The sequence below is a fragment of the Isoptericola sp. NPDC019693 genome, from assembly GCF_044389085.1.
GTDB lineage: Bacteria > Actinomycetota > Actinomycetes > Actinomycetales > Cellulomonadaceae > Isoptericola.
Map to the genome: position 1 here is coordinate 303,576 of NZ_JBIRXP010000003.1, position 24,350 is coordinate 327,925.

A 24,350-nucleotide genomic window follows, 5' to 3' on the forward strand; every position below is an offset into this window, starting at 1 on the left:
GCAGAGAGCAGATCGAGGACTAACCCATGGGAATCCGTAAGTACAAGCCGACGACGCCCGGCCGCCGCGGCTCCAGCGTCGCCGACTTCGTCGAGATCACGCGCTCCGAGCCGGAGAAGTCTCTGGTCCGTCCGCTGTCCAAGACGGGTGGGCGCAACAACTCCGGTCGCATCACGACCCGTCACAAGGGCGGTGGCCACAAGCGTGCCTACCGTGTGATCGACTTCCGTCGCCACGACAAGGACGGCGTGCCCGCCAAGGTCGCGCACATCGAGTACGACCCGAACCGCACGGCTCGGATCGCGCTCCTGCACTACGCGGACGGCACGAAGCGCTACATCGTCGCGCCGAACAAGCTGTCGCAGGGCGACGTCGTCGAGGCCGGTGCCGGCGCCGACATCAAGCCCGGCAACAACCTGCCGCTGCGCAACATCCCGACCGGTACGGTCATCCACGCCGTCGAGCTCCGCCCCGGTGGCGGCGCGAAGATCGCCCGCTCCGCGGGTGCCTCCGTGCAGCTCGTCGCGAAGGACGGCCCGTACGCGCAGCTGCGCATGCCGTCCGGCGAGATCCGCAACGTCGACCTGCGCTGCCGCGCCACGGTCGGCGAGGTGGGCAACGCCGAGCAGTCGAACATCAACTGGGGCAAGGCCGGCCGCAAGCGGTGGAAGGGCGTTCGCCCGACCGTCCGTGGCGTGGTCATGAACCCGGTCGACCACCCGCACGGTGGTGGTGAGGGCAAGACCTCCGGTGGTCGCCACCCGGTCAGCCCGTGGGGCCAGCCCGAGGGCCGGACCCGCCGCCCGAACAAGCCGAGCGACAAGCTGATCGTCCGCCGTCGCCGCACCGGCAAGAAGCGCTGATAAGGAGCCTGACAGATGCCTCGTAGCCTGAAGAAGGGCCCCTTCGTCGACGACCACCTGCAGAAGAAGGTGGACGCTCAGAACGAGAAGGGGACCAAGAACGTCATCAAGACCTGGTCCCGCCGGTCGGTCATCACGCCCGACTTCCTCGGTCACACCTTCGCCGTGCACGACGGCCGGAAGCACACCCCGGTCTTCGTCACCGAGTCGATGGTCGGCCACAAGCTCGGCGAGTTCGCTCCCACGCGAACCTTCCGCGGCCACGTGAAGGACGACAAGAAGGGCCGTCGCCGCTGACCCCCGGGTCAGCCGGACGACAGGCCCCGACGGTCTGAGAAAAGGAAGCAGGACAGCAATGGAAGCCAAGGCGCAGGCGCGGTTCGTCCGTGTCACGCCCCAGAAGGCCCGGCGCGTCGTGGACCTCATCCGTGGCAAGCAGGCCGCCGAGGCCGTCGCGGTGCTGAAGTTCGCGCCGCAGGCAGCGAGCGAGCCCATCCGCAAGGTTGTGGAGAGCGCCGTCGCGAACGCCCGGGTGAAGGCCGACCGCGCCAGCGAGCGCTTCGACGAGACGGAGCTCTTCGTCTCGGCGGCGTTCGTCGACGAGGGGCCGACGCTCAAGCGGTTCCGTCCGCGGGCGCAGGGGCGTGCGAGCCAGATCCTCAAGCGCACCAGCCACATCACCGTGGTCGTCGCACCGCGTGAGCAGAAGGAAGGGGCCCGATAGTGGGGCAGAAGGTTCACCCGCACGGGTACCGCCTCGGCATCACCACCGACCACCGGTCGCGCTGGTTCGCCGACAGCACCAAGCCTGGTCAGCGGTACCGCGACTACGTCCGCGAGGACGTGGCGATCCGCAAGCTCATGAGCACCGGTCTCGAGCGGGCCGGCATCTCCAAGGTCGAGGTCGAGCGCACCCGCGACCGCGTCCGCGTGGACATCCACACGGCGCGTCCGGGCATCGTCATCGGTCGCCGGGGTGCCGAGGCCGACCGCATCCGCGGCGAGCTCGAGAAGCTCACGGGCAAGCAGGTCCAGCTCAACATCCTCGAGGTCAAGAACGCGGAGATCGACGCGCAGCTGGTCGCGCAGGGCATCGCCGAGCAGCTCGCGAGCCGCGTCTCGTTCCGCCGCGCCATGCGCAAGGGCATCCAGTCCGCGCAGCGCGCCGGCGCCAAGGGCATCCGCGTGCAGGTCTCGGGCCGTCTCGGCGGCGCCGAGATGAGCCGGTCGGAGTTCTACCGCGAGGGTCGTGTGCCGCTGCACACGCTGCGCGCGAACATCGACTACGGCTTCTTCGAGGCCCGCACCACCTTCGGCCGCATCGGCGTGAAGGTGTGGATCTACAAGGGCGACATCACCGAGAAGGAGTTCGCCGCGCAGCAGGCCGCTGCCGCGCCCCGTCAGGGTCGTGGCCGTGGTGGCGAGCGTGGGGAGCGCCGCGGTGGCGGTCGTCGCCCCGAGCGTCAGGCCCAGCCGGCCGCCGAGAGCGCCCCCGCGTCCGACGCGGCCCCGGCGCCGGAGCAGGCTGCGGCCCCCGAGTCCGGAACGGAGGCCTGAGTCATGCTGATCCCCCGCAGGCTCAAGCACCGCAAGCAGCACCACCCGAAGCGCTCCGGCGCGGCCAAGGGTGGCACCACGATCGCGTTCGGCGACTACGGCATCCAGGCCCTCGAGCCCGCCTACGTCACCAACCGTCAGATCGAGGCTGCTCGTATCGCGATGACCCGCCACATCAAGCGTGGCGGCAAGGTCTGGATCAACATCTACCCGGACCGTCCCCTGACCAAGAAGCCCGCCGAGACCCGCATGGGTTCCGGCAAGGGCTCGCCCGAGTGGTGGGTCGCCAACGTCAAGCCCGGCCGCATCGTCTTCGAGCTGGCCGGTGTCGACGAGGAGCTGGCCCGTGAGGCCATGCGCCGCGCGATCCACAAGCTCCCGATGAAGTGCCGTTTCGTGGTGCGCGAGGGTGGTGCGAACTGATGGCAGTCGGAACCAAGGGCATGGCCCCCGCTGACCTCGACGGGTTCGACGACGAGAAGCTGGTCGCCGAGCTGAAGAAGGCCAAGGAGGAGCTCTTCAACCTCCGTTTCCAGTCGGCCACCGGCCAGCTGGAGTCCCACGGTCGGATCAAGGCCGTCAAGCGCGACATCGCGCGGATCTACACGGTCCTGCACGAGCGCGAGCTCGGTATCCGCACGGCCCCGAGCGTGAGTGAGTGAGGCATCGATGAGCGAGAACACCAACGCGGTGGCCGCTGAGACGACCGAGCGCAGCACGCGCAAGGTCCGTCGTGGCTACGTCGTCAGCGACAAGATGGAGAAGACCATCGTCGTCGAGGTCGAGGACCGCAAGAAGCACCCTCTGTACGGCAAGGTCCTGCGCACCACCACCAAGGTGAAGGCGCACGACGAGCAGAACTCCGCCGGTATCGGCGACCTGGTCGAGATCATGGAGACCCGTCCGCTGTCCGCGACCAAGCGGTGGCGCCTGACGGAGATCCTCGAGAAGGCCAAGTGATCCAGAAGGTCTTCTGACCTTCGGCCGGGGCAGGCCGTGACACACGTATGCGGCCCGCCCCGGCCACCACAGCAACTATCCGTTCGGCAAGGCTCGCCCGGGACAGCCTGGGACGAGAACCGGCTCGACGACAGGAGATCAATCGATGATCCAGCAGGAGTCGCGACTTCGGGTCGCCGACAACACGGGTGCCAAGGAGATCCTCTGCATCCGTGTTCTCGGTGGATCCGGCCGTCGCTACGCCGGTATCGGCGACACGATCGTCGCCACCGTCAAGGACGCGATCCCCGGCGGCAACGTGAAGAAGGGCGACGTGGTCAAGGCCGTCATCGTCCGGACCGCCAAGGAGCGCCGTCGTCCCGACGGTTCCTACATCAAGTTCGACGAGAACGCCGCCGTGATCCTCAAGAACGACGGTGAGCCCCGTGGCACCCGCATCTTCGGCCCGGTCGGGCGCGAGCTGCGCGACAAGCGGTTCATGAAGATCATCTCGCTGGCGCCGGAGGTGCTCTGACCATGGCGAAGATCAAGAAGGGCGACCAGGTGATCGTCATCGCCGGTCGCGACAAGGGCAAGACGGGCCGCGTGCTCGAGGTCCTCAAGGACTCCGACCGCATCGTGGTCGAGGGCGTGCAGCGCGTCACCAAGCACGTCAAGGCCGGCCAGACGGCTCGCGGCACCCGCACGGGTGGCATCGAGACCGTCGAGGCGCCGATCCACGTCTCGAACGTGATGGTCGTCGACCCGGAGACCAAGAAGGGCACGCGCGTCGGGTTCCGTACCGAGCAGGTCGAGCGCGACGGCCGTACCCGCACCGTCCGCGTGCGCGTCGCCAAGCGTTCCGGGAAGGACATCTGATGACCGAGACCACTCTCGAGGCCCCGGCCACCCCGCGCCTCAAGCAGAAGTACCGCGAGGACATCATCGCGGCGCTGCGCGAGGAGTTCGGCCACCAGAACATCCAGCAGGTCGCCGGTCTGACCAAGATCGTCGTCAACATGGGTGTCGGTGACGCCGCCAAGGACTCCAAGCTCATCGAGGGCGCGATCCGCGACCTCACGGCGATCACCGGGCAGAAGCCCCAGGTGACCCGGGCCAAGAAGTCCATCGCGCAGTTCAAGCTGCGCGAGGGCATGCCGATCGGCGCGCACGTCACGCTGCGCGGCGACCGGATGTGGGAGTTCCTCGACCGGCTGCTGTCGATCGCGCTGCCCCGTATCCGCGACTTCCGCGGGCTGAGCCCGAAGCAGTTCGACGGGCACGGCAACTACACCTTCGGTCTCACGGAGCAGTCGATGTTCCACGAGATCGACCAGGACAAGATCGACCGCGTCCGCGGCATGGACATCACGGTCGTGACCACGGCGACGACCGATGACGAGGGCCGCTCCCTGCTGCGCCGTCTCGGCTTCCCCTTCAAGGAGAACTGACATGGCGAAGAAGGCCCTGATCAACAAGGCGAACGCCAAGCCGAAGTTCGCCGTCCGCGCCTACACCCGGTGCCAGCGCTGCGGCCGTCCGCACTCGGTCTACCGCAAGTTCGGCCTGTGCCGGATCTGCCTGCGGGAGATGGCCCACCGCGGCGAGCTCCCCGGCGTCACCAAGAGCAGCTGGTAAAACCACTACGCCGCAGGTCCGGGCGGTGCGCACGCACTGACTGGATACCCCGGCGAGGAAGGGCTGGAGCCCAATGACCATGACAGACCCCATCGCAGACATGCTCACGCGTCTGCGTAACGCGAACTCGGCGCACCACGAGACGGTCACCATGCCGCACTCGAAGCTGAAGTCGAACATCGCGGAGATCCTGCAGGCGCAGGGGTACATCACCGGCTGGAGCGTCGAGGACGCGAAGGTCGGCAAGTCCCTCACCCTGACCCTCAAGTACGGCCCGAGCCGCGAGCGCGCCCTCACCGGCGTCCGCCGCGTCTCGAAGCCCGGCCTCCGCGTCTACGCGAAGTCCACCAACCTGCCCCAGGTCCTCGGCGGCCTCGGCGTGGCGATCCTGTCCACGTCCTCCGGCCTGCTGACCGACCGTCAGGCCCAGGCCAAGGGCGTGGGCGGCGAAGTCCTCGCCTACGTCTGGTAATCCGGAAAGGAGATATCGCCATGTCTCGAATCGGCAAGCTCCCCGTTCCGGTCCCGGCCGGCGTGGACGTCACCATCAGCGGTGCGCTCGTGACCATCAAGGGCCCCAAGGGGACCATGGAGCACGCGGTGCCCGCCCCCATCACGGTCGCCCAGGACGACGGCTCCCTCGTGGTGTCGCGCCCGGACGACGAGCGTGAGTCCCGTGCGCTGCACGGCCTCACCCGCACCCTCCTGGCCAACATCGTCACCGGTGTGACCCAGGGCTACGAGAAGAAGCTCGAGATCGTCGGTACCGGTTACCGCGTCGCGGCCAAGGGGCAGAGCCTGGAGTTCGCTCTCGGCTTCTCGCACCCGGTCACCGTGACCGCACCCGAGGGCATCACCTTCGCGGTGGAGAGCCCGACCAAGTTCTCGGTCGCGGGCATCGACAAGCAGCAGGTCGGCGAGGTCGCAGCGAACATCCGCAAGATCCGCAAGCCCGAGCCCTACAAGGGCAAGGGCGTGCGCTACGCCGGCGAGGTCGTCCGCCGCAAGGTCGGAAAGGCTGGTAAGTGATGGCTCTCAAGGTTCTGGGCAAGGGCAAGGCCGTCGCTCGTCAGCGCCGTCACCTGCGCCTGCGCAAGAAGATCAAGGGCACCGCGGCGCGTCCGCGCCTCGTCGTGACCCGTTCCTCGCGCCACATGGTGGCGCAGATCGTCGACGACACGGTCGGCAAGACCGTCGCCTCGGCCTCGACCCTCGAGGCCGACCTGCGCGCCCTCGACGGCGACAAGACGGCGAAGGCCCGCAAGGTCGGCGAGCTCGTCGCCGCGCGTGCCAAGGCGGCCGGCGTCGAGACCGTGGTCTTCGACCGCGGTGGCAACAAGTACCACGGTCGGGTGGCTGCGGTCGCCGACGGCGCCCGGGAAGCGGGGCTGGAGCTGTGATGGCCGACGTCCGCGATTTCGCACGGAAGATGAGGATCCTCTGATGGCTGCAGGGCAGCGCACCGGCGCCCCCCAGGGCGCCAACGAGTCCAACAAGACCGACGGCCGCCGCGGCGGCGGTGGCGGTCGTCGTGACGACCGCCGTGGCGGTGGCCGCGACCAGGCCGACAAGAACGCCTTCCTCGAGCGCGTGGTGACGATCAACCGCGTCTCGAAGGTCGTCAAGGGCGGTCGTCGCTTCAGCTTCACCGCGCTGGTCGTGGTGGGCGACGGCGACGGCACCGTCGGTGTCGGCTACGGCAAGGCCAAGGAGGTGCCCGCGGCGATCGCCAAGGGTGTCGAGGAGGCGAAGAAGAACTTCTTCCGCGTCCCGCGCATCCAGGGCACCATCCCTCACCCCATCCAGGGTGAGGAGGCCGCCGGCGTCGTGTTCCTGCGTCCGGCCTCGCCGGGTACCGGTGTGATCGCCGGTGGTCCGGTGCGCGCCGTGCTGGAGTGCGCCGGCATCCACGACGTGCTGAGCAAGTCGCTCGGTTCGTCGAACTCGATCAACATCGTGCACGCGACCGTCGCGGCCCTCAAGGGCCTCGAGGAGCCGGCGGCCGTGGCCGCCCGCCGTGGTCTGCCGCTCGAGGACGTGGCCCCGGCCGCGCTCCTGCGTGCGCAGGCTGCCGGACTTGCCGCCAAGGCGGAGAAGGCCGGCGAGAAGGTGGGTGCGTGATGCCTCGACTGAAGGTCACCCAGGTCAAGTCCGCCATCGGCGGCAAGCAGAACCAGCGTGACACGCTGCGGACCCTCGGCCTCAAGCGGATCGGCGACACCGCCGTGAAGGAGGACCGTCCGGAGATCCGTGGCATGGTCACCACGGTGGCGCACCTCGTCACCGTCGAGGAGGTCGAGTGATCATGGCCGACAACACCGAGAAGTCGCAGCCGCTCAAGGTGCACCACCTGCGTCCGGCCCCCGGCGCCAAGACCGCCAAGACCCGTGTGGGTCGTGGTGAGGCGTCGAAGGGCAAGACGGCGGGTCGCGGTACCAAGGGCACGAAGGCTCGCTACCAGGTTCCCGCCGGCTTCGAGGGTGGGCAGATGCCTCTGCACATGCGCCTCCCGAAGCTCCGTGGGTTCAAGAACCCGTTCCGCGTCGAGTACCAGGTCGTCAACCTGGACAAGCTCGCCGCGCTGTACCCCGAGGGTGGCTCCGTCACCGTCGAGGGCCTCGTCGCCAAGGGCGCGGTCCGCAAGGGTCAGCCGGTGAAGGTGCTCGGCAACGGCGAGATCACCGTCAAGCTGGACGTCACGGTCGACCGCGTCTCCGGCTCCGCCAAGGACAAGATCCTGGCGGCCGGCGGCACGGTCTCCGAGGACTGACATCCGCATCAGGGCCGGCGGCGCACATGCGCTGCCGGCCCTGTGTGCTCCCGGGGTGCTTCGGCAGGCCAGGCCCACGTGACGGCGTGTGGTCTGGATCACTGGTCCGGGGCACGTAGAATCCGTCACGGTTCGCGCCACGCACCTGATCCGGGTGCCGGCGAGTTCGGGGCTTCCCCGGTCGGACCTTGACCGAGTCGGCGTGACGGCGGCGTGGCCCACGGGTCACGACGTCGGGAGCTCGCGCCACACCTCGCCGGTCCCCGGCGACACGACAACCCGCCGCGGCGGGTCAGGAGGATAGGTGCTCAGCGCATTCGGCCGGGCTTTCCGGACACCGGACCTGCGGCGCAAGCTGCTGTTCACGATCGCGATCATGGCGCTCTTCCGGGTGGGGTCGCTCGTACCCACGCCCGGCGTCGACTACGGCAACGTGCAGCAGTGCGTCGCGGCCCTCGAGGGCAGCACCTCTCTGCTCGGCCTCGTCAACGTCTTCAGCGGCGGTGCGCTGCTGCAGCTGTCGATCTTCGCGCTCGGCATCATGCCGTACATCACCGCGAGCATCATCGTGCAGCTGCTGCGCGTGGTGATCCCTCGGTTCGAGGCCCTGCACAAGGAGGGCCAGTCGGGGCAGGCGAAGCTCACCCAGTACACGCGCTACCTGACCATCGCCCTGGCGATCCTGCAGTCGACGACGATCATCACGACCGCGCGCACCGGGATGCTCTTCCAGGGCTGCCCCGTCGACGTGATCGCGGACGACAGCTTCATGACCGCCACGCTGATGGTCGTCACGATGACCGCCGGCACCGGCCTGGTCATGTGGCTCGGCGAGATGATCACCGAGCGCGGCGTCGGCAACGGCATGTCGCTGCTGATCTTCACGTCGATCGCGGCCAGCTTCCCGTCGGCCCTCTGGTCGATCGCGGGCGGCTCGAACGGCGTCCTGAACTTCATCGTGATGATCCTGGTGATCGTCCTCGTCGTCGGCCTCGTCGTCTTCGTCGAGCAGTCCCAGCGCCGCATCCCGGTGCAGTACGCGAAGCGCATGGTGGGTCGCCGCATGTACGGCGGCACCAGCACCTACATCCCGATCAAGATCAACATGGCCGGCGTCATCCCGGTCATCTTCGCGGCGTCGATCCTGGCCATCCCCGGGCTGATCGCCCAGTTCGGCGAGCCGACCGCGGGCTGGGTCCTGTGGATCTCCGAGAACCTGGTCCAGCAGTCCGACCCGCTGTACATCGTGCTGTACGTGCTGATGGTCATCTTCTTCGCGTTCTTCTACACGTCGATCACGTTCAACCCGGACGAGGTCGCGGACAACATGAAGAAGTACGGCGGCTTCATCCCGGGCATCCGCGCGGGCCGGCCCACCGCCGAGTACCTCGACTACGTGATCACCCGCATCACGTCCGCGGGCTCGATCTACCTGGCGATCGTGGCGCTCATCCCCACGATCGTGCTCGTGGTGCTCGGAGTCACCACGAACATCCCGTTCGGCGGCACGTCGATCCTCATCATCGTGGGCGTCGGCCTCGAGACCGTGAAGCAGATCGACTCCCAGCTCCAGCAGCGTCATTATGAAGGGTTCCTCCGTTGACCGAGACGACCGAAGGCGGCTCCACCGCTGCCACGCCGACCACCCGCCGCGAGCTCCACGGCGCGCCCAGCGCCGAGGCACGGGTGACGCGCCTGGTGATCATGGGGCCGCAGGGCGCGGGCAAGGGCACGCAGGCCGCGCGCCTCGCCGAGCTCTTCAGCATCCCCGCCATCTCGACGGGCGACATCTTCCGCGCCAACATCAAGGGCGGGACGGAGCTCGGCAGGCTCGCGCAGGAGTACAGCGCCAAGGGCGAGCTCGTGCCCGACGAGGTCACCGACCAGATGGTGCGCTCGCGCCTCGGCGAGGACGACGTGAAGGCGGGCTTCCTGCTCGACGGCTACCCCCGCAACGCGCACCAGGTCGAGGCGCTCGACGGCATCCTGGCCGACCTCGGGTGGGAGCTGGACGGCGTCATCGAGCTCACCGCCGCGCGCGAGGAGCTCCTGTCGCGGATCGCCAAGCGCGCCGAGATCGAGGGCCGGGAGGACGACACCCCGGACGCGATCGCGCGCCGGCTCGACATCTACGACGAGCAGACCGCGCCGCTGACGGCCGCCTACTCCGAGCGGGGCATCCTCGCGCAGGTGGACGGCATCGGCGACGTCTCCGAGGTCACCGAGCGCATCGTCCAGGCGCTGGCCGCCGAGCTCGGCTGAGGTCCGCGACCCCATGATCTTCGGTTCGCGCGAGCGCGTCGAGCTCAAGACGCCCGACCAGGTGCGCGTCATGCGACGTGCCGGCCTGGTCGTCGCGTCGGCGCTCGACGCCGTGCGCGCGGCGGCCCGGCCGGGCATGACGACGGCGGACCTCGACGCGGTGGCGGCGCGGGTCATCGGGGAGGCGGGGGCGACCCCGTCGTTCCTCGGCTACGAGGGCTACCCGGCGACGATCTGCGTGTCCGTCTCGGAGGAGGTCATCCACGGCATCCCCGGCGGCCGCGTCCTCGAGGTCGGCGACGTCGTGTCGATCGACTGCGGTGCGATCGTGGACGGCTGGCACGGCGACTCGGCGATCAGCCTCGTGCTGGGCCCGGACGGCGCGCTGGACGACGGGACGGACGTCGGGGGCGCTCCGTCGGTCGCCGGCGTCGACCCGGCGGACCTCGACCTCGTCCGCGCCACGCGCACGGCCATGTGGGCGGGGATCGCCGCGCTGGCCGGCGGCAAGCGGCTGAACGACGTGGGCACGGCGGTCGAGACGGCCGTGGAGCTGGCGGGCGGCGTCGCCGGCGTCGAGTACGGGATCGTCGAGGACTACGTCGGGCACGGCATCGGCACCGCGATGCACCAGCCGCCCGACGTCGTGAACTTCCGCACCTCGGACCGCGGCCCGCGGCTGCGGCCCGGCATGTGCCTCGCCGTCGAGCCGATGGTGACGCGGGGGATCGGGGCGACCCGCGTCCTCGCCGACGACTGGACGGTCGTGACGCAGGACGGCTCGCGCGCCGCCCACTGGGAGCACACCGTGGCCCTGCTCGACGGCGGCATCAGCGTGCTGACCGCCCCCGACGGCGGGCGGGCGGGCCTGGCCCCGTTCGAGGTCGTGCCCGTGGAGGTGTGACCGACCCCGCCCGGGGCACGGTCGCCGCTGCTGGTCCGATGGAGTACGATGGTCTGTCGGGTGTAGTCCGTTCGGCAGTTCCTCGATCTGGAGGCGCGAGAAGGTGGCGCCACCGACCAGCACCGGCTCGACGTCACGTCGGCCGGGCAGGGCGAGGGTGAGCAGGCGGCACGCACGACATCCGGACCTCCGTCACGTAGCTGACGGGCGCCCGGGGACAGACGAGAGTTAGCGGAGGACATGGCAAAGAAGGACGGCGTCATCGAGATCGAGGGCAGTGTGATCGAAGCCCTGCCGAACGCGATGTTCCGTGTGGAGCTGGCGAACGGCCACAAGGTCCTCGCGCACATCTCCGGCAAGATGCGTCAGCACTACATCCGCATCCTCCCGGAGGACCGCGTCGTGGTCGAGCTCAGCCCGTACGACCTGTCCCGCGGTCGGATCGTCTACCGCTACAAGTAGTCACCGTCACGACCGCCCGGGCCTCCGGGCGGTCCCACCACCGATCACGCCGACACCCGCGGTGCGAACCACGGGGTCCTCGAACAGCTGTGACGGGCTGTCCGGGGCCGAGGCGGCGAAGGAAAGACACATGAAGGTCAAGCCGAGCGTCAAGAAGATCTGCGACAAGTGCAAGGTGATCCGCCGGCACGGTCGCGTCATGGTGATCTGCGAGAACCTGCGCCACAAGCAGCGCCAGGGCTGATCGCAGCCACCTGCTGACGGCACGCGCTCGCCGTCGGACACAGCGCACCACCACGAACCCTGACCTCGCCTTTCGGAGCGAAGCTCCTTGGCGGGGACGGGGGGAACCTCCGGTCCAGGGGCCGGGGCCCGCGGTCTTCGCGGGAGGGCGGTGCGGCAGACCTCTGGAAGAAGTACAGGAGCCGGAAGGCACATGGCACGTCTGATCGGCGTTGACCTCCCCCGCGAGAAGCGGCTCGAGGTTGCGCTCACCTACATCTACGGCGTCGGCCGTACCCGCGCCCAGCAGACGCTGGCCGCGACCGGGATCAACCCGGACCTGCGGGTCAAGGACCTCGGCGACGACCAGCTCGTCGCGCTCCGCGACTACCTGGAGGGCAACTTCCAGCTCGAGGGCGACCTGCGCCGCGAGGTCGCCGCCGACATCCGCCGCAAGGTCGAGATCGGCACCTACCAGGGCCTGCGTCACCGCCGCGGCCTCCCGGTGCGCGGTCAGCGCACCAAGACCAACGCGCGCACCCGCAAGGGCCCGAAGCGCACCGTGGCGGGCAAGAAGAAGGCCCGCTGAGAGCAGTCCGTGGCGTGGTCGGCTCCCCGAGCTGAACCGCCCCGGTCCGATCAGACCAGGAGATCAGAGAACACATGCCTCCCAAGACTCGTGCCACGGCCGCGCGCAAGCCGCGTCGCAAGGACAAGAAGAACGTCCCGCTCGGCCAGGCCCACATCAAGAGCACCTTCAACAACACGATCGTCTCGATCACCGACCCGTCGGGCGCCGTGATCTCGTGGGCGTCCGCCGGCCACGTCGGCTTCAAGGGCTCCCGCAAGTCCACGCCGTACGCCGCGCAGCTCGCCGCCGAGTCGGCCGCCCGCCGCGCCCAGGAGCACGGTGTCAAGAAGGTCGACGTCTTCGTCAAGGGCCCGGGCTCCGGTCGTGAGACCGCGATCCGCTCCCTGCAGGCGACCGGCCTCGAGGTCGGCTCGATCCAGGACGTGACGCCCCAGGCGCACAACGGCTGCCGTCCCCCGAAGCGCCGCCGCGTCTGACCCTCCCGACGTCGTCGGACCCCGGGGCCGAGGGATCGGCCCCGGGCCCGCACGACGCCGCAGCCTGCCCGGGCGGGTGGACCGAGTCCCACCCGGGGCCGCGAGTACTCGCGGATCCGTGATGCGTCATATGGCGGACGCACACTGAAAGGACCTGACCGTGCTGATCGCACAGCGCCCCTCCCTGACCGAAGAGGTCATCTCGGAGTACCGTTCGCGCTTCTCCATCGAGCCGCTCGAGCCTGGCTTCGGCTACACGCTCGGCAACTCCCTGCGCCGGACCCTCCTGTCGTCCATCCCGGGCGCGGCCGTCACCTCCATCCGCATCGACGGAGTGCTCCACGAGTTCTCCACCGTGCCGGGTGTGAAGGAGGACGTCACCGAGATCATCCTCAACATCAAGAACCTCGTGGTCTCCTCGGAGAACGACGAGCCCGTCGTGATGTACCTGCGCAAGACGGGTGCGGGCGTGGTCACCGCCGCGGACATCGTGCCGCCGGCGGGCGTCGAGGTGCACAACCCGGACCTGCACGTCGCCACGCTCAACGACAAGGGCAAGCTCGAGATCGAGCTCACCGTCGAGCGCGGTCGTGGCTACGTGTCCGCGGCGCAGAACAAGAACGACGAGGCCGAGATCGGTCGGATCCCCGTCGACTCGATCTACTCGCCGGTCCTCAAGGTCACCTACAAGGTCGAGGCCACGCGTGTCGAGCAGCGCACGGACTTCGACAAGCTGATCGTCGACGTCGAGACGAAGGCTGCGATCGCCCCGCGCGACGCGCTCGCCTCGGCCGGCAAGACGCTCGTCGAGCTGTTCGGCCTCGCCCGCGAGCTGAACGTCGAGGCCGAGGGCATCGAGATCGGCCCGTCGCCGACGGACTCCGCGCTGGCCGCGGACCTGGCGCTGCCGATCGAGGAGCTCAACCTCACGATCCGCTCGTACAACTGCCTCAAGCGCGAGGGCATCCACCAGGTGGGTGAGCTCGTGGCTCGCAGCGAGGCCGACCTGCTCGACATCCGCAACTTCGGTGCGAAGTCCATCAACGAGGTCAAGGAGAAGCTCGCCGAGCTGGGCCTCTCGCTGAAGGACTCGCCCCTCGACTTCGACCCGTCCAGCGCCGCGTACTTCAGCGGTGGGGACGACGAGGCCACGTACTCGGACGAGCAGTCGTACTGACGTCTCCGCGCCCGCAGCAGCCCGCTCGACCTGACCGGGCCGCGCGGTGCGGAACCACCCTCAAGGAGAACCAGAAATGCCTACCCCCACCAAGGGTCCGCGGCTCGGTGGCAGCCCGGCTCACGAGCGACTGATCCTCGCGAACCTGTCGACGTCGCTCTTCGAGCACGGCCGCATCACCACCACGGAGACGAAGGCGAAGCGCCTGCGCCCCCTGGCCGAGCGCCTCATCACGTTCGCCAAGCGCGGTGACCTGCACGCCCGTCGCCGGGTGCTGACGGTCGTGCGCGACAAGTCCGTGGTGCACACGCTGTTCACCGAGATCGCCCCGGCCATGGCCGAGCGCAACGGTGGCTACACGCGCATCACCAAGATCGGCAACCGCAAGGGCGACAACGCGCCCATGGCGGTCATCGAGCTCGTCACCGAGCCGGTGAGCCCGAAGCAGGCCGTCGTCAAGGAGGCCACGAAGGCCACCGAGAAGGCGTCGACCAAGGCCGAGGACGAGAAGCCCGCCAAGGACGAGGCCGCCGTCGAGGCGACCGAGGAGGCCACCGAGGCTCCGGCCGAGGCGCCCGCCGAGGACAAGGCCGACGAGAAGGCCGAGGAGACCAAGGAGGCCTGACCTCCCGCGTCGCCCGCGATCACGACGAGGCCCCGCGCCACCCGAGAGGTGGCGCGGGGCCTCGTCGTTCCTAGGGTGGGGGCATGGTCGAGCGTCCTGGACCGTCGTCACGGCCCGATGCCCCGGTGCCGGTCGTGCTCGCGCACGGCTCCCGCACCTCCGCGAGCATGTGGCGACGTCAGCTGGCCGCCCTGGAGCGCGCCGGGGTCCCCGCCGTGGCGGCCGACCTGCCGGGCCACGGCGCGCGCCGGGGCGAGCCGTTCACGCTCGACGGCGCGGTGGCGGCGGTGCGGCACGCCGTCGACGGCCTCGGCGGGCACGCCCTGGTGGCCGGTCTCTCGCTGGGCGGCTACGTCGCCATCGAGCACCGGGCGCGCCACCCCGAGCAGAGCGCGGGCCTCGTCGCCGCGTCGTGCTGCACGGTGTCCTCCTCGGTGCTGCGGCCGGCCTGGCTGTCGCTCGCACGGTGGATCGAGGGCTGGCCGGACCACGGTGCCCGCCTGAACGACACGTTCGTCCGGCTGGCCCTCGACGCGGAGGGGGCGCGGGACCTGGCAGGGGACGGCTTCGCGCTGACCGCCATGGCCCAGGTGCTGCGCGAGCTCGGGCCGACCGACACGCTCGGCGCGCTCGCCGCCGCCGGCAGCCCCGTGTGGCTCGTGAACGGGCGCTACGACCACTTCCGTACCCAGGAGCGGGCGTTCCTCGCCGCGGCCCGGGCGGGCGGCGCCGACGCCCGGCTCGTCGTCGTGCCGCACGCCCGCCACCTCGTGAGCCTCGACGCGCCGGTCGCCTTCACCCGGGTCCTGCTCGAGGCGGAGGCAGCCGTCGCCGCGCACCCCCGGAAGGCAACGAGCGTGCTGACTTGATCCTCAAACGTCGATCTTGAGGAGAAAGCCAACACGCACGTTGCTCTCGAGGGGTTCAGGGCAGCGTCAGGTCCCACGCCCGCGCGCCGCCGACCAGCGCGGCGGAGTTGGGCACGACGACGACGTCGTCGCCCAGGCGCTCGAGGGCGGCAGGGGTGATGCGGCGGGAGTTGCCGCCGCCGAGGTAGAGCCGGTCCCAGAGGAACACCGGTCGCAGCCCGTCCACCATCGCGAGGACCCGGCGCGACCACAGGCCGTCGCCCAGCCGCCGTCGCTCCGGCTCCCCGACGTACTGGTCGTACGTCGCCCCGCGCCGCACCGGGGCGTGCGACCACTCCAGGTGCGGGGCCAGCAGGCCCCCGTCGAAGAGGGCGGACCCCAGCCCGGTGCCGAGGGTGAGCACGAGCTCCATCCCGGAGCCCGCGACGACGCCGGCGCCGTGCACCTCGGCGTCGTTGAGCACGAGCGCGGGCACGCCGAGCCGGCGGGCGAGCGCGCCGCGGACGTCGAAGCTGGCCCACGCCTCCACGAGCTCCGGCAGCACGCGCGAACGGGGCCCGGAACGCGTGACGTAGTGCGGGGTGTGGACGACGACGCCGTGGCGGATCATGCCGGGCATCCCGAGCGTCACCCGGTGCGCGGCGGGCAGGCGTCCCGCGATGTCGGCCACGGTGTCCAGCAGCAGGCTCGGCGGCAGCGGGTAGGGCGTGGGGACCCGCACGGGCGTCGCGTGGGCCGTGCCCGCGGAGTCGAGCACGGCCGCCTTGATGCCCCCGCCGCCGCAGTCGACGGCGAGGGTGAGCACGTCGGAGGGCGCGGAGGCGCGCGAGGGGCCGTCGCCGGGACGGGGTGCGGGGGTGCGCGCCGTGGCGCCTGGGTCGACCATCACGGGACATCATCCGGCCACAATGGGGCGGTGAGCACGCCGACACCCCCCGCCGACGCCCTCCGCGTGCGGCTCGACCTCGCCTACGACGGCACCCACTTCGCGGGCTGGGCCACCCAGCCGCGGCTGCGCACCGTGCAGGGGGTGCTCGAGGACGCCCTCGCGACCGTGCTGCGGACGGGCCCCCTCGGCCTGCCCCGGCCGCGGCTCACCGTGGCGGGGCGCACCGACGCCGGCGTGCACGCCCGCGGGCAGGTGGCGCACCTGGACGTGCCGCGCGAGCGCTGGGAGGAGATGCCCGGCCGCTCCGACCGGGAGCCCGGTGCGGCGCTCGCCGACCGTCTCGCCGGGGTGCTGCCGCCGGACGTCGTCGTGCACCGGGCCGCGGAGGCGCCCGCAGGGTTCGACGCGCGGTTCTCCGCGCTGCACCGCCGCTACGCCTACCGGGTGGCCGACAGCCCGGCCCTCCGCGACCCGCTGCGCCGCGACTGGGTGCTCTGGCACCGCCGCCCGCTCGACGTCCCGGCGATGCACGAGGCGATGCAGCCGCTGGTCGGGCTGCACGACTTCGCTGCGTTCTGCAAGCCCCGCGAGGGTGCCACGACCATCCGCGAGCTCACCCGCCTGTCGTGGGACCGGCCCGCGGACGGTCCGGACGCCGGGCTGGCCGTCGCGACCGTGCAGGCGGACGCGTTCTGCCACTCGATGGTGCGCGCGCTGGTCGGCATGTCGTTGGCCGTGGGGGAGGGGCGCCGCGGTCCGGAGGACCCGGCCGCCGTGCTGGCGGGACGGTCCCGGTCGGCGGCGGCCGGCGTCGTCGCGGCCCGCGGGCTGACCCTCGAGCACGTCGCCTACCCGGGCGACGACGAGCTGGCCGCACGGGCCGAGCGCGTCCGCGCAAAGCGGGACCCGGGCGAGGTCGGCGCGGGCTGAGACTGCCGCCCGGTGCGTCGGCTACGGCTCCTCGACCCAGTGGACGGCGGCCTCCTCCGCGCTGGCGCCGGCGCCGTCGATCCCCGCGTCCTCGCCGTAGATGTCGTTCTCGCGGTCGCCGTCCTCGCCCGGGTCGGCGAACGGGTCCTCCGCGAGCCGGCCCGCGCGGGTGGTGTCCGGCCGCTCGAGGGGGTCGCGCTCCCAGATGTCGGGCTGCTCCTCGGCCAGGCGCCGGTCGAGGGGCTCGCCGGCGGACTCCTCCCACGCCGTCTCGCCCCAGTGGTTCGACCGGGACCGCTCGAGGGGGGAGTAGCCCTCGTCGAGGACGTCGTCGAGCTCGGGGTCGAGGAGCGTGTCCTCCTGGGGGAGCTGGTCCTCGTCGCCCTCGGCGCCGGTCTCGGGGTCCGGGCTGGTGCCGGGTGTCTCCTGGGTCATGGCACCACGGTGCACCCGCGCGGGGACCGCTGCAACGAGGGCGCCGGAACGGTTGCGAGGCCGGGCGGTGCCGCTACCGTGACGGGCAGGTGCGCCACGTGAGCGAGGTCGCTTTGACCCTGGCACCAAGCCGCCGCTAAACTGGCTCGTCGTTGTGCTATGCCTCCGGCGTCCCGCATCGTCAGCGCGCCCACTCGCACCGACGATGCCACGGCCAGGACGCCACCGGAGCACCCGCGCACAACACCTGACTCATCGGGCGCCGCTTCTCGCCCGACGACACCGAACACGAAAAGGTGACGCAACCGTGCGTACGTACACCCCCAAGCCCGGCGACGTCCAGCGCGACTGGCTCGTCGTCGACGCGACCGACGTCGTCCTCGGCCGCCTGGCGAGCCAGGTCGCCACCCTCCTGCGCGGGAAGCACAAGCCGACCTTCGCCCCGCACGTCGACGGCGGTGACTTCGTCATCGTCATCAACGCGGACAAGGTCGCCCTGAGCGGCAACAAGCGGGAGACCAAGCTGGCCTACCGCCACTCCGGCTACCCGGGCGGTCTCCGCTCGGTCAACTACGGCGAGCTTCTCGAGAAGAACCCCGAGCGGGCCGTGGAGAAGGCCGTGCGCGGCATGCTCCCGAAGACGTCCCTCGGTCGCGACCAGCTGGGCAAGCTGAAGGTCTACCGCGGCGCGGAGCACCCGCACGCGGCGCAGCAGCCCAAGCCGTTCGAGATCACCCAGGTTTCGCAGCAGGCCTGAGCCGCTGCCGGATGCAAAGCGAAGGATTCACAGTGGCCGAGACCACCGTCGACACCGCGCTGGACGAGAACACGCCCAGCACCTACACCTCTGAGTCCGCCGCGCCCGTCGCGGACGGCGGCCAGTCCATCACCGCTCCCGGCGCGGCCGTCGGCCGCCGCAAGGAGGCCGTGGCGCGCGTGCGCCTCGTCCCCGGCACCGGGACGTGGAAGATCAACGGTCGCACCCTCGAGGACTACTTCCCGAACAAGGTGCACCAGCAGCTCGTGAACTCGCCGCTCAAGCTGGTCGAGGTCGAGGGCCGTTTCGACGTCATCGTCCGCATCACCGGCGGTGGCCCCTCGGGCCAGGCCGGCGCGGTGCGCCTGGGCATCGCCCGTGCGCTCAACGCGATCGACGCCGAGGCGAACCGCCCCGCGCTGAAGAAGGCCGGCTACCTCACGCGTGACCCGCGTGCGGTCGAGTCCAAGAAGGCCGGTCTCAAGAAGGCGCGCAAGGCGCCGCAGTACTCGAAGCGCTGATCGAGCGCTCCTTGCTCGAGGGCTCTGCCCCCGGGCGACGACAGGAGCCTCAGCGCCACGGACGGCCCCGTCGGAACATCTCCGGCGGGGCCGTCCGCACGTCCGGATACGATCGGTGCGGCGTCCGTCGAGGCGCCGCGGGGTGCCAGCGCGGACCTGCCGCCGCACCCGGAGGAGGAGACATCGTGCGACTGTTCGGCACCGACGGGGTCCGTGGGCTGGCCAACCGGGACGTCACCGCGGACCTGGCCCTCGGGCTCGGCAGCGCGGCGGCCCACGTGCTCGGCACGTCGGGCGACTTCTCCGGGCACCGCCCGCGCGCCGTCGTCGGGCGCGACCCGCGCGTCTCGGGGGAGTTCCTGTCGGCCGCGGTCGGCGCGGGCCTCGCCAGCTCCGGCGTGGACGTGGTGAACCTCGGGGTGCTGCCCACCCCGGCGCTCGCGCACCTCGTCGGCGCCATGGACATGGACCTCGGTGTCATGATCTCCGCGTCCCACAACGCGATGCCGGACAACGGCATCAAGTTCTTCGCGCGAGGCGGTCACAAGCTGGCCGACCACGTGGAGGACGAGATCGAGGCGCGCCTCGGCCAGGACTGGGAGCGGCCGATCGGCGCCGACGTCGGGCGCATGCGCTCCGACACGGGGATCGCGGCGCAGCAGTACGTCGAGCACCTCGTGGCGAGCATCGGCACGACGCCGGACGTGCGCCCCCTCGAGGGGCTGCGCATCGCGGTGGACGCCGCGAACGGCGCGGCGAGCCAGGTCGGCCCGGAGGCCCTGCGCGAGGCGGGGGCCGACGTCGTCGTCATCAACGCCAGCCCGGACGGCCGCAACATCAACGAGAAGGCCGGGTCCACCCACCCGGAGCAGCTGCAGGCCGTGGTCGTGGCCGCGGAGGCCGACTTCGGCGTCGCGTTCGACGGCGACGCCGACCGCTGCCTCGCGGTCGACCACGGCGGCGTGCTCGTCGACGGCGATCAGATCCTCGGCATCCTCGCCCGCGCGCTCAAGGACGAGGGCCGCCTGCCGTCGGACACCCTGGTCGTCACCGTGATGAGCAACCTGGGCCTGCTGCTCGCGATGCGCGAGTCGGGCATCACGACGGTCCAGACGGGCGTGGGCGACCGCTACGTGCTCGAGGAGATGCGCACGCACGGGTACGGCCTCGGTGGCGAGCAGTCGGGCCACATCATCCTCGCGGACCACGCCACGACGGGCGACGGCGTGCTCACGGCCCTGCACCTCGCCGCGCGCGTCAAGGCGAGCGGACGGCGCCTGGCCGACCTCGCCGCCGACGTCCCGCGGCTGCCGCAGACGCTCGTCAACGTCCGGGGCGTCGACAAGGCGCGCGCGGCCGACGACGAGGGCGTCCGCGCCGCGATCGAGAGCGCGGAGACGCTGCTGGGGGAGACGGGCCGCGTGCTGCTTCGCCCGTCCGGCACCGAGCCGCTCGTGCGCGTCATGGTCGAGGCCGCCACCCAGACCCAGGCCGACGGCGTGGCGGACACCCTCGCCGCCGTCGTGCGCGACCGGCTGGCCCTGTGAGCGAGGGCGCCGGGACCAGCGCCGGGACGGGCGAGGTCGCGGGCACGGACGACGCGCTGCGGGCCGCCGTCGTCGACCTGCTCGACCGGGCGGACGCGGCGGCGGACGGGCCGGGCACCGGCCTGCTGCCGATCGTGCAGGCCGGCGCGCCGGTGCTGCGCACCCCGGCGACCCCCTACGCCGGACAGCTCGGCGACACGCTCCCGCGGCTCCTGGACGCGATGCGTCGCACCATGCACGCCGCCCCCGGCGTGGGGCTCGCGGCCCCGCAGGTCGGGATCGGGCTGGCGATCGCCGTCGTCGAGGACGCCGGCGCGTCGCCCGACGCCGGGGCCGACCCGCGGGAGCGGTCGCCGCTGCCGTACCGGGTGCTGCTCGACCCGGCCTACGAACCCCTGCCCGGGCCGGACGGCGAGCCCGAGCTGGCCGCGTTCCACGAGGGGTGCCTGTCCGTGCACGGGTGGCAGGCGGTCGTCGCACGCCACCGCCGCGTGCGGCTCACCGCCCGCGACGAGACCGGCGCCCCGGTGGACGAGGTGCTCACCGGCTGGCCGGCCCGCATCGTGCAGCACGAGACGGACCACCTGGCGGGCGAGCTCTACCTGGACCACGCGCGCCTGCGCACGCTCACCTCGAACGAGAACCTGCTGCGGTACGGGAACCTTGTGGACCCGGGGTTCGTGGAACAGGGGTGAACATTCGGCACTCAGGGTGGAACGGGGGGTCTCCCCCATGCGGTCGGTGACCTGGTTCTGCCTAGGCTGGTGCCGTGACGCCACCTGGCGTCGTGCGACCGCCGGAGCGACGCCTCCCGGCCGACGAACCGAGGGACCTGCCTGGTGAACCTGTCGACGATGCTGGTACAGCTGGAGGGCTGGGTCCTCGACCTGGGCGCGTCCCTGTGGATCTACCCGGCCATGTACGCCCTCGCCACGATCGACGGGTTCTTCCCCCCGGTCCCCAGCGAGTCCGTCGTCATCACCCTCACGGTGCTCGCCCACTCCGAGGGCGAGCCGTGGCTGCCGGGCGTGCTCCTCCTCGCCATCGCCGGCGCGTGGACCGGCGACCAGATCGCCTACCAGATCGGCCGCGCCGTCGGCACGGAACGCTTCGCGTTCCTGCGCTCCGCCCGCGGCCGCAAGGCCGTCGACTGGGCGCGGCACGCGCTGGAGCACCGCGGGGCGTCGTTCATCCTCGCCGCGCGGTACGTGCCCATCGGGCGGGTCGCGGTCAACATGACCGCCGGCGCCGTGGGCTACCCGCGCCACCGGTTCATGCTCTACTCGGGCATCGCCGCCGTGACGTGGGGCATCTACTCGATGCTCATCGGCCTCGCCGCCGCGTCCTGGCTCGGCCACAACACGCTCCTCGCCATGGCCGTCGGCGTGGTCGCGGGCATCCTGCTCGGCGTCCTCGTCGACCAGGTGGTGCAGCGCGTCGCCGGGCCGCCCAAGGCCGAGCCGGTGCCCGCGGACGAGGACGACGAGGCCGACGCCGAACCCACGAGCCGCGCGGCCTGACCGGCCGACCTCAGAGCTTGCGCAGGCGGACCCGCTGCACGGAGTGGTCCGACCCCTTCGTGAGCACGAGGGTGGCGCGCCCGCGCGTCGGGAGCACGTTGTGCTCCAGGTTCGGCGCGTTGATCGACTCCCAGATGGACAGCGCCCGCTCCGTCGCCTCCGCGTCCGACAGGTCCGCGTAGCGCCGGAAGTACGACTCCGGCCTGCTGAACGCCGTCCGGCGCAGCTGCAGGAAGCGCTCCACGTACCACTGGCGGATGTTGCGCGTGCGGGCGTCGACGTAGATCGAGAAGTCGAAGAAGTCGCTCACCGCGACCGTCGACTCGTCGATCGCCGACGGCCGCGCCGGCTGCAGGACGTTCAGGCCCTCGACGATGAGCACGTCCGGCTTGCGCACCACGACCTCCTCGCCGGGCACGATGTCGTACACGACGTGCGAGTACACGGGCGCACGGACCTCCGCCTGCCCCGCCTTCACCCGCGAGAGGAACCGGATGAGGGCCCGCCGGTCGTACGACTCCGGGAACCCCTTGCGGTCCATGATCCCGCGGCGCTGCAGCTCGGCGTTCGGGTACAGGAAGCCGTCGGTCGTGATGAGCTCGACGTGCGGCGTGTCCGGCCAGCGCGCCATCATCTCGCGCAGGATGCGCGCCGTCGTCGACTTGCCGACCGCGACCGAGCCCGCCACGCCGATGACGTACGGGGTGCGCGGCGGCTCCTCGTGCAGGAACGTCGACGTGGCGCGATGGAGTCCGGCGCTCGCGGCCACGTAGAGGTTGAGCAGCCGCGACAGGGGACGGAAGACGGCGTCCACCTCGGCGAGGTCGATCGGGTCGCCCAGCCCGCGCAGCCGCTCGACGTCGGCGTCGGTCAGCGGGAGCGGCGTCGACGCCGACAGGCGGCTCCACGCCGCGCGGTCGAGGTCGACGTACGGGGACGCGGGCGCGAGCCGGGTGAGGTGCTCGCCCAGCGGCTGGGCCGTGCCGGGTGCGGTGTCGGAGGACTGCGGTGCCACCTGCACGATTCTGCCCGAGGCGGGGCGGGGAACGACAACCGTGGCCGTCGCCGACCCGGGCGGCTCGGCACAGGGCGGCTCGGGGCGGCACAGGGCGGCACAGCGCGGCTCAGCGCGGCCACGGGGCGACGACGTCGCCGAGCCGCTCGACGAGGCGCCGGGCGTCCCGCGGGGCATGGGCGTCGCCGTCGTTGTCGAAGTACGCCACGACGTCCTGTCCGGCCTCCGCCCGACGACGGACCCAGTCCGCCCAGCGGTCGAGGCGCGCGTCGTCGTACCGGCTCGCGTAGAGCGTCGTGGGGCCGTGCAGTCGGAGATAGGCGAGTCCGGCGGTGGGGTGGTCGAGGAGCGGCCAGCGCCCGGCGCCGTCCGAGACGACGAGCGCGACGTCGTGGTCGCGCAGCAGCCGCAGCGCCGCGGGGTCCTCGAAGGACGCGTGGCGGGCCTCCAGGGCGTGCCGCAGGGGCCGGTCCGCGACCGGCTCGGTCCACGCCTCCGCCCGGAGGCGGTCGTCGTGGTCCGCGGCCAGGCGCGCGGCGTCCGTCGTCGTGCGGGGCAGCGCGTCCAGGAACCCGCCGAGCACCTCGGCGTCGAAGGTCGCGCGCTCCGGGAGCTGCCACAGGACGGGGCCGAGCCTGTCGCCGAGGGCGAGGAGCCCGCTCGCGACGAAGTTCGCCAGGGCGGTGCGCGGCTCGCGCAGCCGCTTGAGGTGGGTGACGTAGCGGCTGCCCTTGACCGCGAACGTGAAGCCCGCCGGCACGGTGTCCCGCCAGCGCAGGAAGGAGGAGGGTCGCTGGAGCCCGTAGAAGGTGCCGTTGAGCTCGAGTGTCGAGAACTGCTCCGCGGCGTATCGCAGCTCGTCGGCACGCCGCGTCCCGGGCGGGTAGAAGGCGCCGTGCCAGTGGCGGTACTGCCACCCCGACAGGCCCACACGGACGCTGGCCACGGCGTCGAGCCTAGGGACGGGGTGGCGGTGCTCGCGCGCGGGGCCGTCCTCGCTTCCTGCCCAGGGTGCATGATCGGCACATGGAGCTGGGCGAGCTGTCCGACGAGCTGGAGATCATCTCCCGGGTGTACGAGCGGCGCTTCGGGGTGCCGCGCACGGACGACTGGCTGGTGCTCAAGCTGCACGAGGAGGTCGGGGAGCTCACGCAGGCCTACCTCGCCCGGTCCGGCCGGTCGCGCGACCGCGGGGCGGGCGCCGGCGAGGTCGACGCCGCCTTCCGGGCCGAGCTCGCCGACGTGCTCGCACAGCTCCTGCTCGTCGCGCGCCGGTTCGACGTCGACCTGGAGGCGGAGCTCGAGCGCAAGTGGTTCCGCTGGCGGCACCTGGTGGAGCCGGTGGACGAGGCGGGCGTCCGCGCCGGGGACTGACCGTGC

Annotated in this window: 38 protein-coding genes; 34 read left to right on the plus strand and 4 right to left on the minus strand. The window is 71.4% G+C overall.

Features of this window, described 5'->3' with window-relative positions:
• Window positions 1–26 precede the first annotated feature (26 nt).
• From rplB to ACH436_RS10590, 27 genes are all read left to right on the plus strand, one after another.
• Entirely contained in the window at window positions 27–863 is an 837-nt protein-coding gene (gene rplB, locus ACH436_RS10460) for a 50S ribosomal protein L2 (protein WP_430560132.1), read from the plus strand.
• A gap of 15 nt (window positions 864–878) precedes the next feature.
• Entirely contained in the window at window positions 879–1,160 is a 282-nt protein-coding gene (gene rpsS / locus ACH436_RS10465) for a 30S ribosomal protein S19 (protein WP_021479878.1), read from the plus strand.
• A gap of 58 nt (window positions 1,161–1,218) precedes the next feature.
• Window positions 1,219–1,587, plus strand: coding sequence for a 50S ribosomal protein L22 (gene rplV, locus ACH436_RS10470; protein WP_079572426.1), 369 nt, complete (start codon window positions 1,219–1,221; stop codon window positions 1,585–1,587).
• Window positions 1,587–2,420: a 30S ribosomal protein S3 gene (rpsC, locus tag ACH436_RS10475; protein ID WP_429727848.1), complete on the plus strand. Its 834-nt coding sequence runs from the start codon at window positions 1,587–1,589 to the stop codon at window positions 2,418–2,420. Before rplV ends, rpsC begins: the two co-directional genes overlap by 1 nt.
• Window positions 2,421–2,423: 3 nt before the next feature.
• Complete coding sequence (gene rplP, locus ACH436_RS10480; RefSeq protein ID WP_429727849.1) at window positions 2,424–2,843, plus strand: 50S ribosomal protein L16; 420 nt, start codon at window positions 2,424–2,426, stop codon at window positions 2,841–2,843.
• Window positions 2,843–3,082 carry a 50S ribosomal protein L29 gene (rpmC, locus tag ACH436_RS10485; protein ID WP_079572432.1) on the plus strand — a complete coding sequence of 80 codons (240 nt, stop codon included), beginning with the start codon at window positions 2,843–2,845 and terminating at the stop codon, window positions 3,080–3,082. The genes rplP and rpmC overlap by 1 nt, the downstream gene beginning before the upstream one ends.
• Window positions 3,083–3,089: 7 nt before the next feature.
• Window positions 3,090–3,380 carry a 30S ribosomal protein S17 gene (gene rpsQ / locus ACH436_RS10490; protein ID WP_429764762.1) on the plus strand — a complete coding sequence of 97 codons (291 nt, stop codon included), beginning with the start codon at window positions 3,090–3,092 and terminating at the stop codon, window positions 3,378–3,380.
• 145 nt (window positions 3,381–3,525) lie between these two features.
• Window positions 3,526–3,894, plus strand: a complete 369-nt coding sequence (gene rplN, locus ACH436_RS10495; protein WP_079572436.1) for a 50S ribosomal protein L14 — start codon at window positions 3,526–3,528, stop codon at window positions 3,892–3,894.
• A gap of 2 nt (window positions 3,895–3,896) precedes the next feature.
• On the plus strand, window positions 3,897–4,238 hold the full coding sequence (gene rplX, locus ACH436_RS10500) for a 50S ribosomal protein L24 (RefSeq protein ID WP_429764760.1): 342 nt from the start codon (window positions 3,897–3,899) through the stop codon (window positions 4,236–4,238).
• Entirely contained in the window at window positions 4,238–4,810 is a 573-nt protein-coding gene (rplE, locus tag ACH436_RS10505; RefSeq protein ID WP_380244186.1) for a 50S ribosomal protein L5, read from the plus strand. Before rplX ends, rplE begins: the two co-directional genes overlap by 1 nt.
• A 1-nt stretch (window position 4,811) precedes the next feature.
• Window positions 4,812–4,997, plus strand: coding sequence for a type Z 30S ribosomal protein S14 (locus ACH436_RS10510; RefSeq protein ID WP_013837851.1), 186 nt, complete (start codon window positions 4,812–4,814; stop codon window positions 4,995–4,997).
• Between the two features lie 73 nt (window positions 4,998–5,070).
• Window positions 5,071–5,469, plus strand: coding sequence for a 30S ribosomal protein S8 (gene rpsH / locus ACH436_RS10515; RefSeq protein WP_429764758.1), 399 nt, complete (start codon window positions 5,071–5,073; stop codon window positions 5,467–5,469).
• A gap of 20 nt (window positions 5,470–5,489) precedes the next feature.
• Window positions 5,490–6,026 carry a 50S ribosomal protein L6 gene (gene rplF / locus ACH436_RS10520; protein ID WP_430560133.1) on the plus strand — a complete coding sequence of 179 codons (537 nt, stop codon included), beginning with the start codon at window positions 5,490–5,492 and terminating at the stop codon, window positions 6,024–6,026.
• Window positions 6,026–6,397, plus strand: a complete 372-nt coding sequence (gene rplR, locus ACH436_RS10525; RefSeq protein WP_429764754.1) for a 50S ribosomal protein L18 — start codon at window positions 6,026–6,028, stop codon at window positions 6,395–6,397. Before rplF ends, rplR begins: the two co-directional genes overlap by 1 nt.
• A 43-nt stretch (window positions 6,398–6,440) precedes the next feature.
• On the plus strand, window positions 6,441–7,118 hold the full coding sequence (rpsE, locus tag ACH436_RS10530) for a 30S ribosomal protein S5 (RefSeq protein ID WP_430560134.1): 678 nt from the start codon (window positions 6,441–6,443) through the stop codon (window positions 7,116–7,118).
• Window positions 7,118–7,300, plus strand: coding sequence for a 50S ribosomal protein L30 (gene rpmD, locus ACH436_RS10535; RefSeq protein WP_079573239.1), 183 nt, complete (start codon window positions 7,118–7,120; stop codon window positions 7,298–7,300). The genes rpsE and rpmD overlap by 1 nt, the downstream gene beginning before the upstream one ends.
• A 2-nt stretch (window positions 7,301–7,302) precedes the next feature.
• Complete coding sequence (gene rplO, locus ACH436_RS10540) at window positions 7,303–7,767, plus strand: 50S ribosomal protein L15 (RefSeq protein ID WP_430550493.1); 465 nt, start codon at window positions 7,303–7,305, stop codon at window positions 7,765–7,767.
• Window positions 7,768–8,071: 304 nt separating this feature from the next.
• Window positions 8,072–9,370, plus strand: a complete 1,299-nt coding sequence (secY, locus tag ACH436_RS10545; RefSeq protein WP_430560135.1) for a preprotein translocase subunit SecY — start codon at window positions 8,072–8,074, stop codon at window positions 9,368–9,370.
• A 101-nt stretch (window positions 9,371–9,471) separates the two neighbouring features.
• Window positions 9,472–10,029 carry an adenylate kinase gene (locus tag ACH436_RS10550; protein ID WP_430560526.1) on the plus strand — a complete coding sequence of 186 codons (558 nt, stop codon included), beginning with the start codon at window positions 9,472–9,474 and terminating at the stop codon, window positions 10,027–10,029.
• Between the two features lie 13 nt (window positions 10,030–10,042).
• On the plus strand, window positions 10,043–10,933 hold the full coding sequence (gene map / locus ACH436_RS10555) for a type I methionyl aminopeptidase (protein WP_430560136.1): 891 nt from the start codon (window positions 10,043–10,045) through the stop codon (window positions 10,931–10,933).
• A gap of 240 nt (window positions 10,934–11,173) precedes the next feature.
• Window positions 11,174–11,395 carry a translation initiation factor IF-1 gene (infA, locus tag ACH436_RS10560; RefSeq protein WP_012877432.1) on the plus strand — a complete coding sequence of 74 codons (222 nt, stop codon included), beginning with the start codon at window positions 11,174–11,176 and terminating at the stop codon, window positions 11,393–11,395.
• Between the two features lie 130 nt (window positions 11,396–11,525).
• Window positions 11,526–11,639, plus strand: a complete 114-nt coding sequence (rpmJ, locus tag ACH436_RS10565; RefSeq protein ID WP_009740505.1) for a 50S ribosomal protein L36 — start codon at window positions 11,526–11,528, stop codon at window positions 11,637–11,639.
• A 192-nt stretch (window positions 11,640–11,831) separates the two neighbouring features.
• Window positions 11,832–12,206, plus strand: coding sequence for a 30S ribosomal protein S13 (rpsM, locus tag ACH436_RS10570; RefSeq protein WP_380321661.1), 375 nt, complete (start codon window positions 11,832–11,834; stop codon window positions 12,204–12,206).
• A 74-nt stretch (window positions 12,207–12,280) separates the two neighbouring features.
• Window positions 12,281–12,685: a 30S ribosomal protein S11 gene (gene rpsK / locus ACH436_RS10575; protein ID WP_380321664.1), complete on the plus strand. Its 405-nt coding sequence runs from the start codon at window positions 12,281–12,283 to the stop codon at window positions 12,683–12,685.
• 160 nt (window positions 12,686–12,845) lie between these two features.
• Window positions 12,846–13,862, plus strand: a complete 1,017-nt coding sequence (locus ACH436_RS10580) for a DNA-directed RNA polymerase subunit alpha (RefSeq protein WP_430560137.1) — start codon at window positions 12,846–12,848, stop codon at window positions 13,860–13,862.
• Window positions 13,863–13,938: 76 nt separating this feature from the next.
• Window positions 13,939–14,487, plus strand: a complete 549-nt coding sequence (rplQ, locus tag ACH436_RS10585; RefSeq protein WP_430560138.1) for a 50S ribosomal protein L17 — start codon at window positions 13,939–13,941, stop codon at window positions 14,485–14,487.
• An 83-nt stretch (window positions 14,488–14,570) separates the two neighbouring features.
• Entirely contained in the window at window positions 14,571–15,356 is a 786-nt protein-coding gene (locus ACH436_RS10590; RefSeq protein ID WP_430560139.1) for an alpha/beta fold hydrolase, read from the plus strand.
• A gap of 55 nt (window positions 15,357–15,411) precedes the next feature.
• Here the strand turns inward: ACH436_RS10590 and ACH436_RS10595 are convergent, their stop codons facing one another.
• The gene (locus ACH436_RS10595) at window positions 15,412–16,242 is read right to left on the minus strand and encodes an ROK family protein (RefSeq protein ID WP_430560140.1); all 831 of its coding nucleotides are present in this window, start codon (window positions 16,240–16,242) and stop codon (window positions 15,412–15,414) included.
• A 30-nt stretch (window positions 16,243–16,272) separates the two neighbouring features.
• Between ACH436_RS10595 and truA the strand changes: the two genes are divergently transcribed.
• Window positions 16,273–17,175, plus strand: coding sequence for a tRNA pseudouridine(38-40) synthase TruA (truA, locus tag ACH436_RS10600; RefSeq protein WP_430560141.1), 903 nt, complete (start codon window positions 16,273–16,275; stop codon window positions 17,173–17,175).
• A 21-nt stretch (window positions 17,176–17,196) separates the two neighbouring features.
• Here the strand turns inward: truA and ACH436_RS10605 are convergent, their stop codons facing one another.
• Complete coding sequence (locus ACH436_RS10605; protein ID WP_430560142.1) at window positions 17,197–17,610, minus strand: DUF5709 domain-containing protein; 414 nt, start codon at window positions 17,608–17,610, stop codon at window positions 17,197–17,199.
• A 307-nt stretch (window positions 17,611–17,917) separates the two neighbouring features.
• Here ACH436_RS10605 and rplM point away from each other — a divergent pair, with 307 nt between their 5' ends.
• The 5 genes from rplM (at window position 17,918) to ACH436_RS10630 (ending at window position 21,955) form a co-directional block, all read left to right on the plus strand.
• On the plus strand, window positions 17,918–18,367 hold the full coding sequence (gene rplM / locus ACH436_RS10610; protein ID WP_430560143.1) for a 50S ribosomal protein L13: 450 nt from the start codon (window positions 17,918–17,920) through the stop codon (window positions 18,365–18,367).
• Between the two features lie 32 nt (window positions 18,368–18,399).
• The gene (gene rpsI / locus ACH436_RS10615; protein ID WP_430560144.1) at window positions 18,400–18,888 is read left to right on the plus strand and encodes a 30S ribosomal protein S9; all 489 of its coding nucleotides are present in this window, start codon (window positions 18,400–18,402) and stop codon (window positions 18,886–18,888) included.
• 182 nt (window positions 18,889–19,070) lie between these two features.
• Window positions 19,071–20,435 carry a phosphoglucosamine mutase gene (gene glmM, locus ACH436_RS10620; protein ID WP_430560527.1) on the plus strand — a complete coding sequence of 455 codons (1,365 nt, stop codon included), beginning with the start codon at window positions 19,071–19,073 and terminating at the stop codon, window positions 20,433–20,435.
• Window positions 20,432–21,130, plus strand: coding sequence for a peptide deformylase (locus ACH436_RS10625; RefSeq protein WP_430560145.1), 699 nt, complete (start codon window positions 20,432–20,434; stop codon window positions 21,128–21,130). Before glmM ends, ACH436_RS10625 begins: the two co-directional genes overlap by 4 nt.
• A gap of 159 nt (window positions 21,131–21,289) precedes the next feature.
• Complete coding sequence (locus tag ACH436_RS10630) at window positions 21,290–21,955, plus strand: DedA family protein (protein ID WP_430560146.1); 666 nt, start codon at window positions 21,290–21,292, stop codon at window positions 21,953–21,955.
• Window positions 21,956–21,965: 10 nt separating this feature from the next.
• Here ACH436_RS10630 and coaA read toward each other — a convergent pair whose 3' ends face one another.
• Together coaA and ACH436_RS10640 are read right to left on the minus strand one after the other, a co-directional pair.
• On the minus strand, window positions 21,966–22,925 hold the full coding sequence (gene coaA, locus ACH436_RS10635) for a type I pantothenate kinase (protein WP_430547513.1): 960 nt from the start codon (window positions 22,923–22,925) through the stop codon (window positions 21,966–21,968).
• 154 nt (window positions 22,926–23,079) lie between these two features.
• Complete coding sequence (locus ACH436_RS10640) at window positions 23,080–23,916, minus strand: DUF72 domain-containing protein (RefSeq protein ID WP_430560147.1); 837 nt, start codon at window positions 23,914–23,916, stop codon at window positions 23,080–23,082.
• Between the two features lie 80 nt (window positions 23,917–23,996).
• Here ACH436_RS10640 and ACH436_RS10645 point away from each other — a divergent pair, with 80 nt between their 5' ends.
• Complete coding sequence (locus tag ACH436_RS10645; RefSeq protein ID WP_430560148.1) at window positions 23,997–24,344, plus strand: pyrophosphatase; 348 nt, start codon at window positions 23,997–23,999, stop codon at window positions 24,342–24,344.
• The last annotated feature ends 6 nt before the right edge of the window (window positions 24,345–24,350 follow it).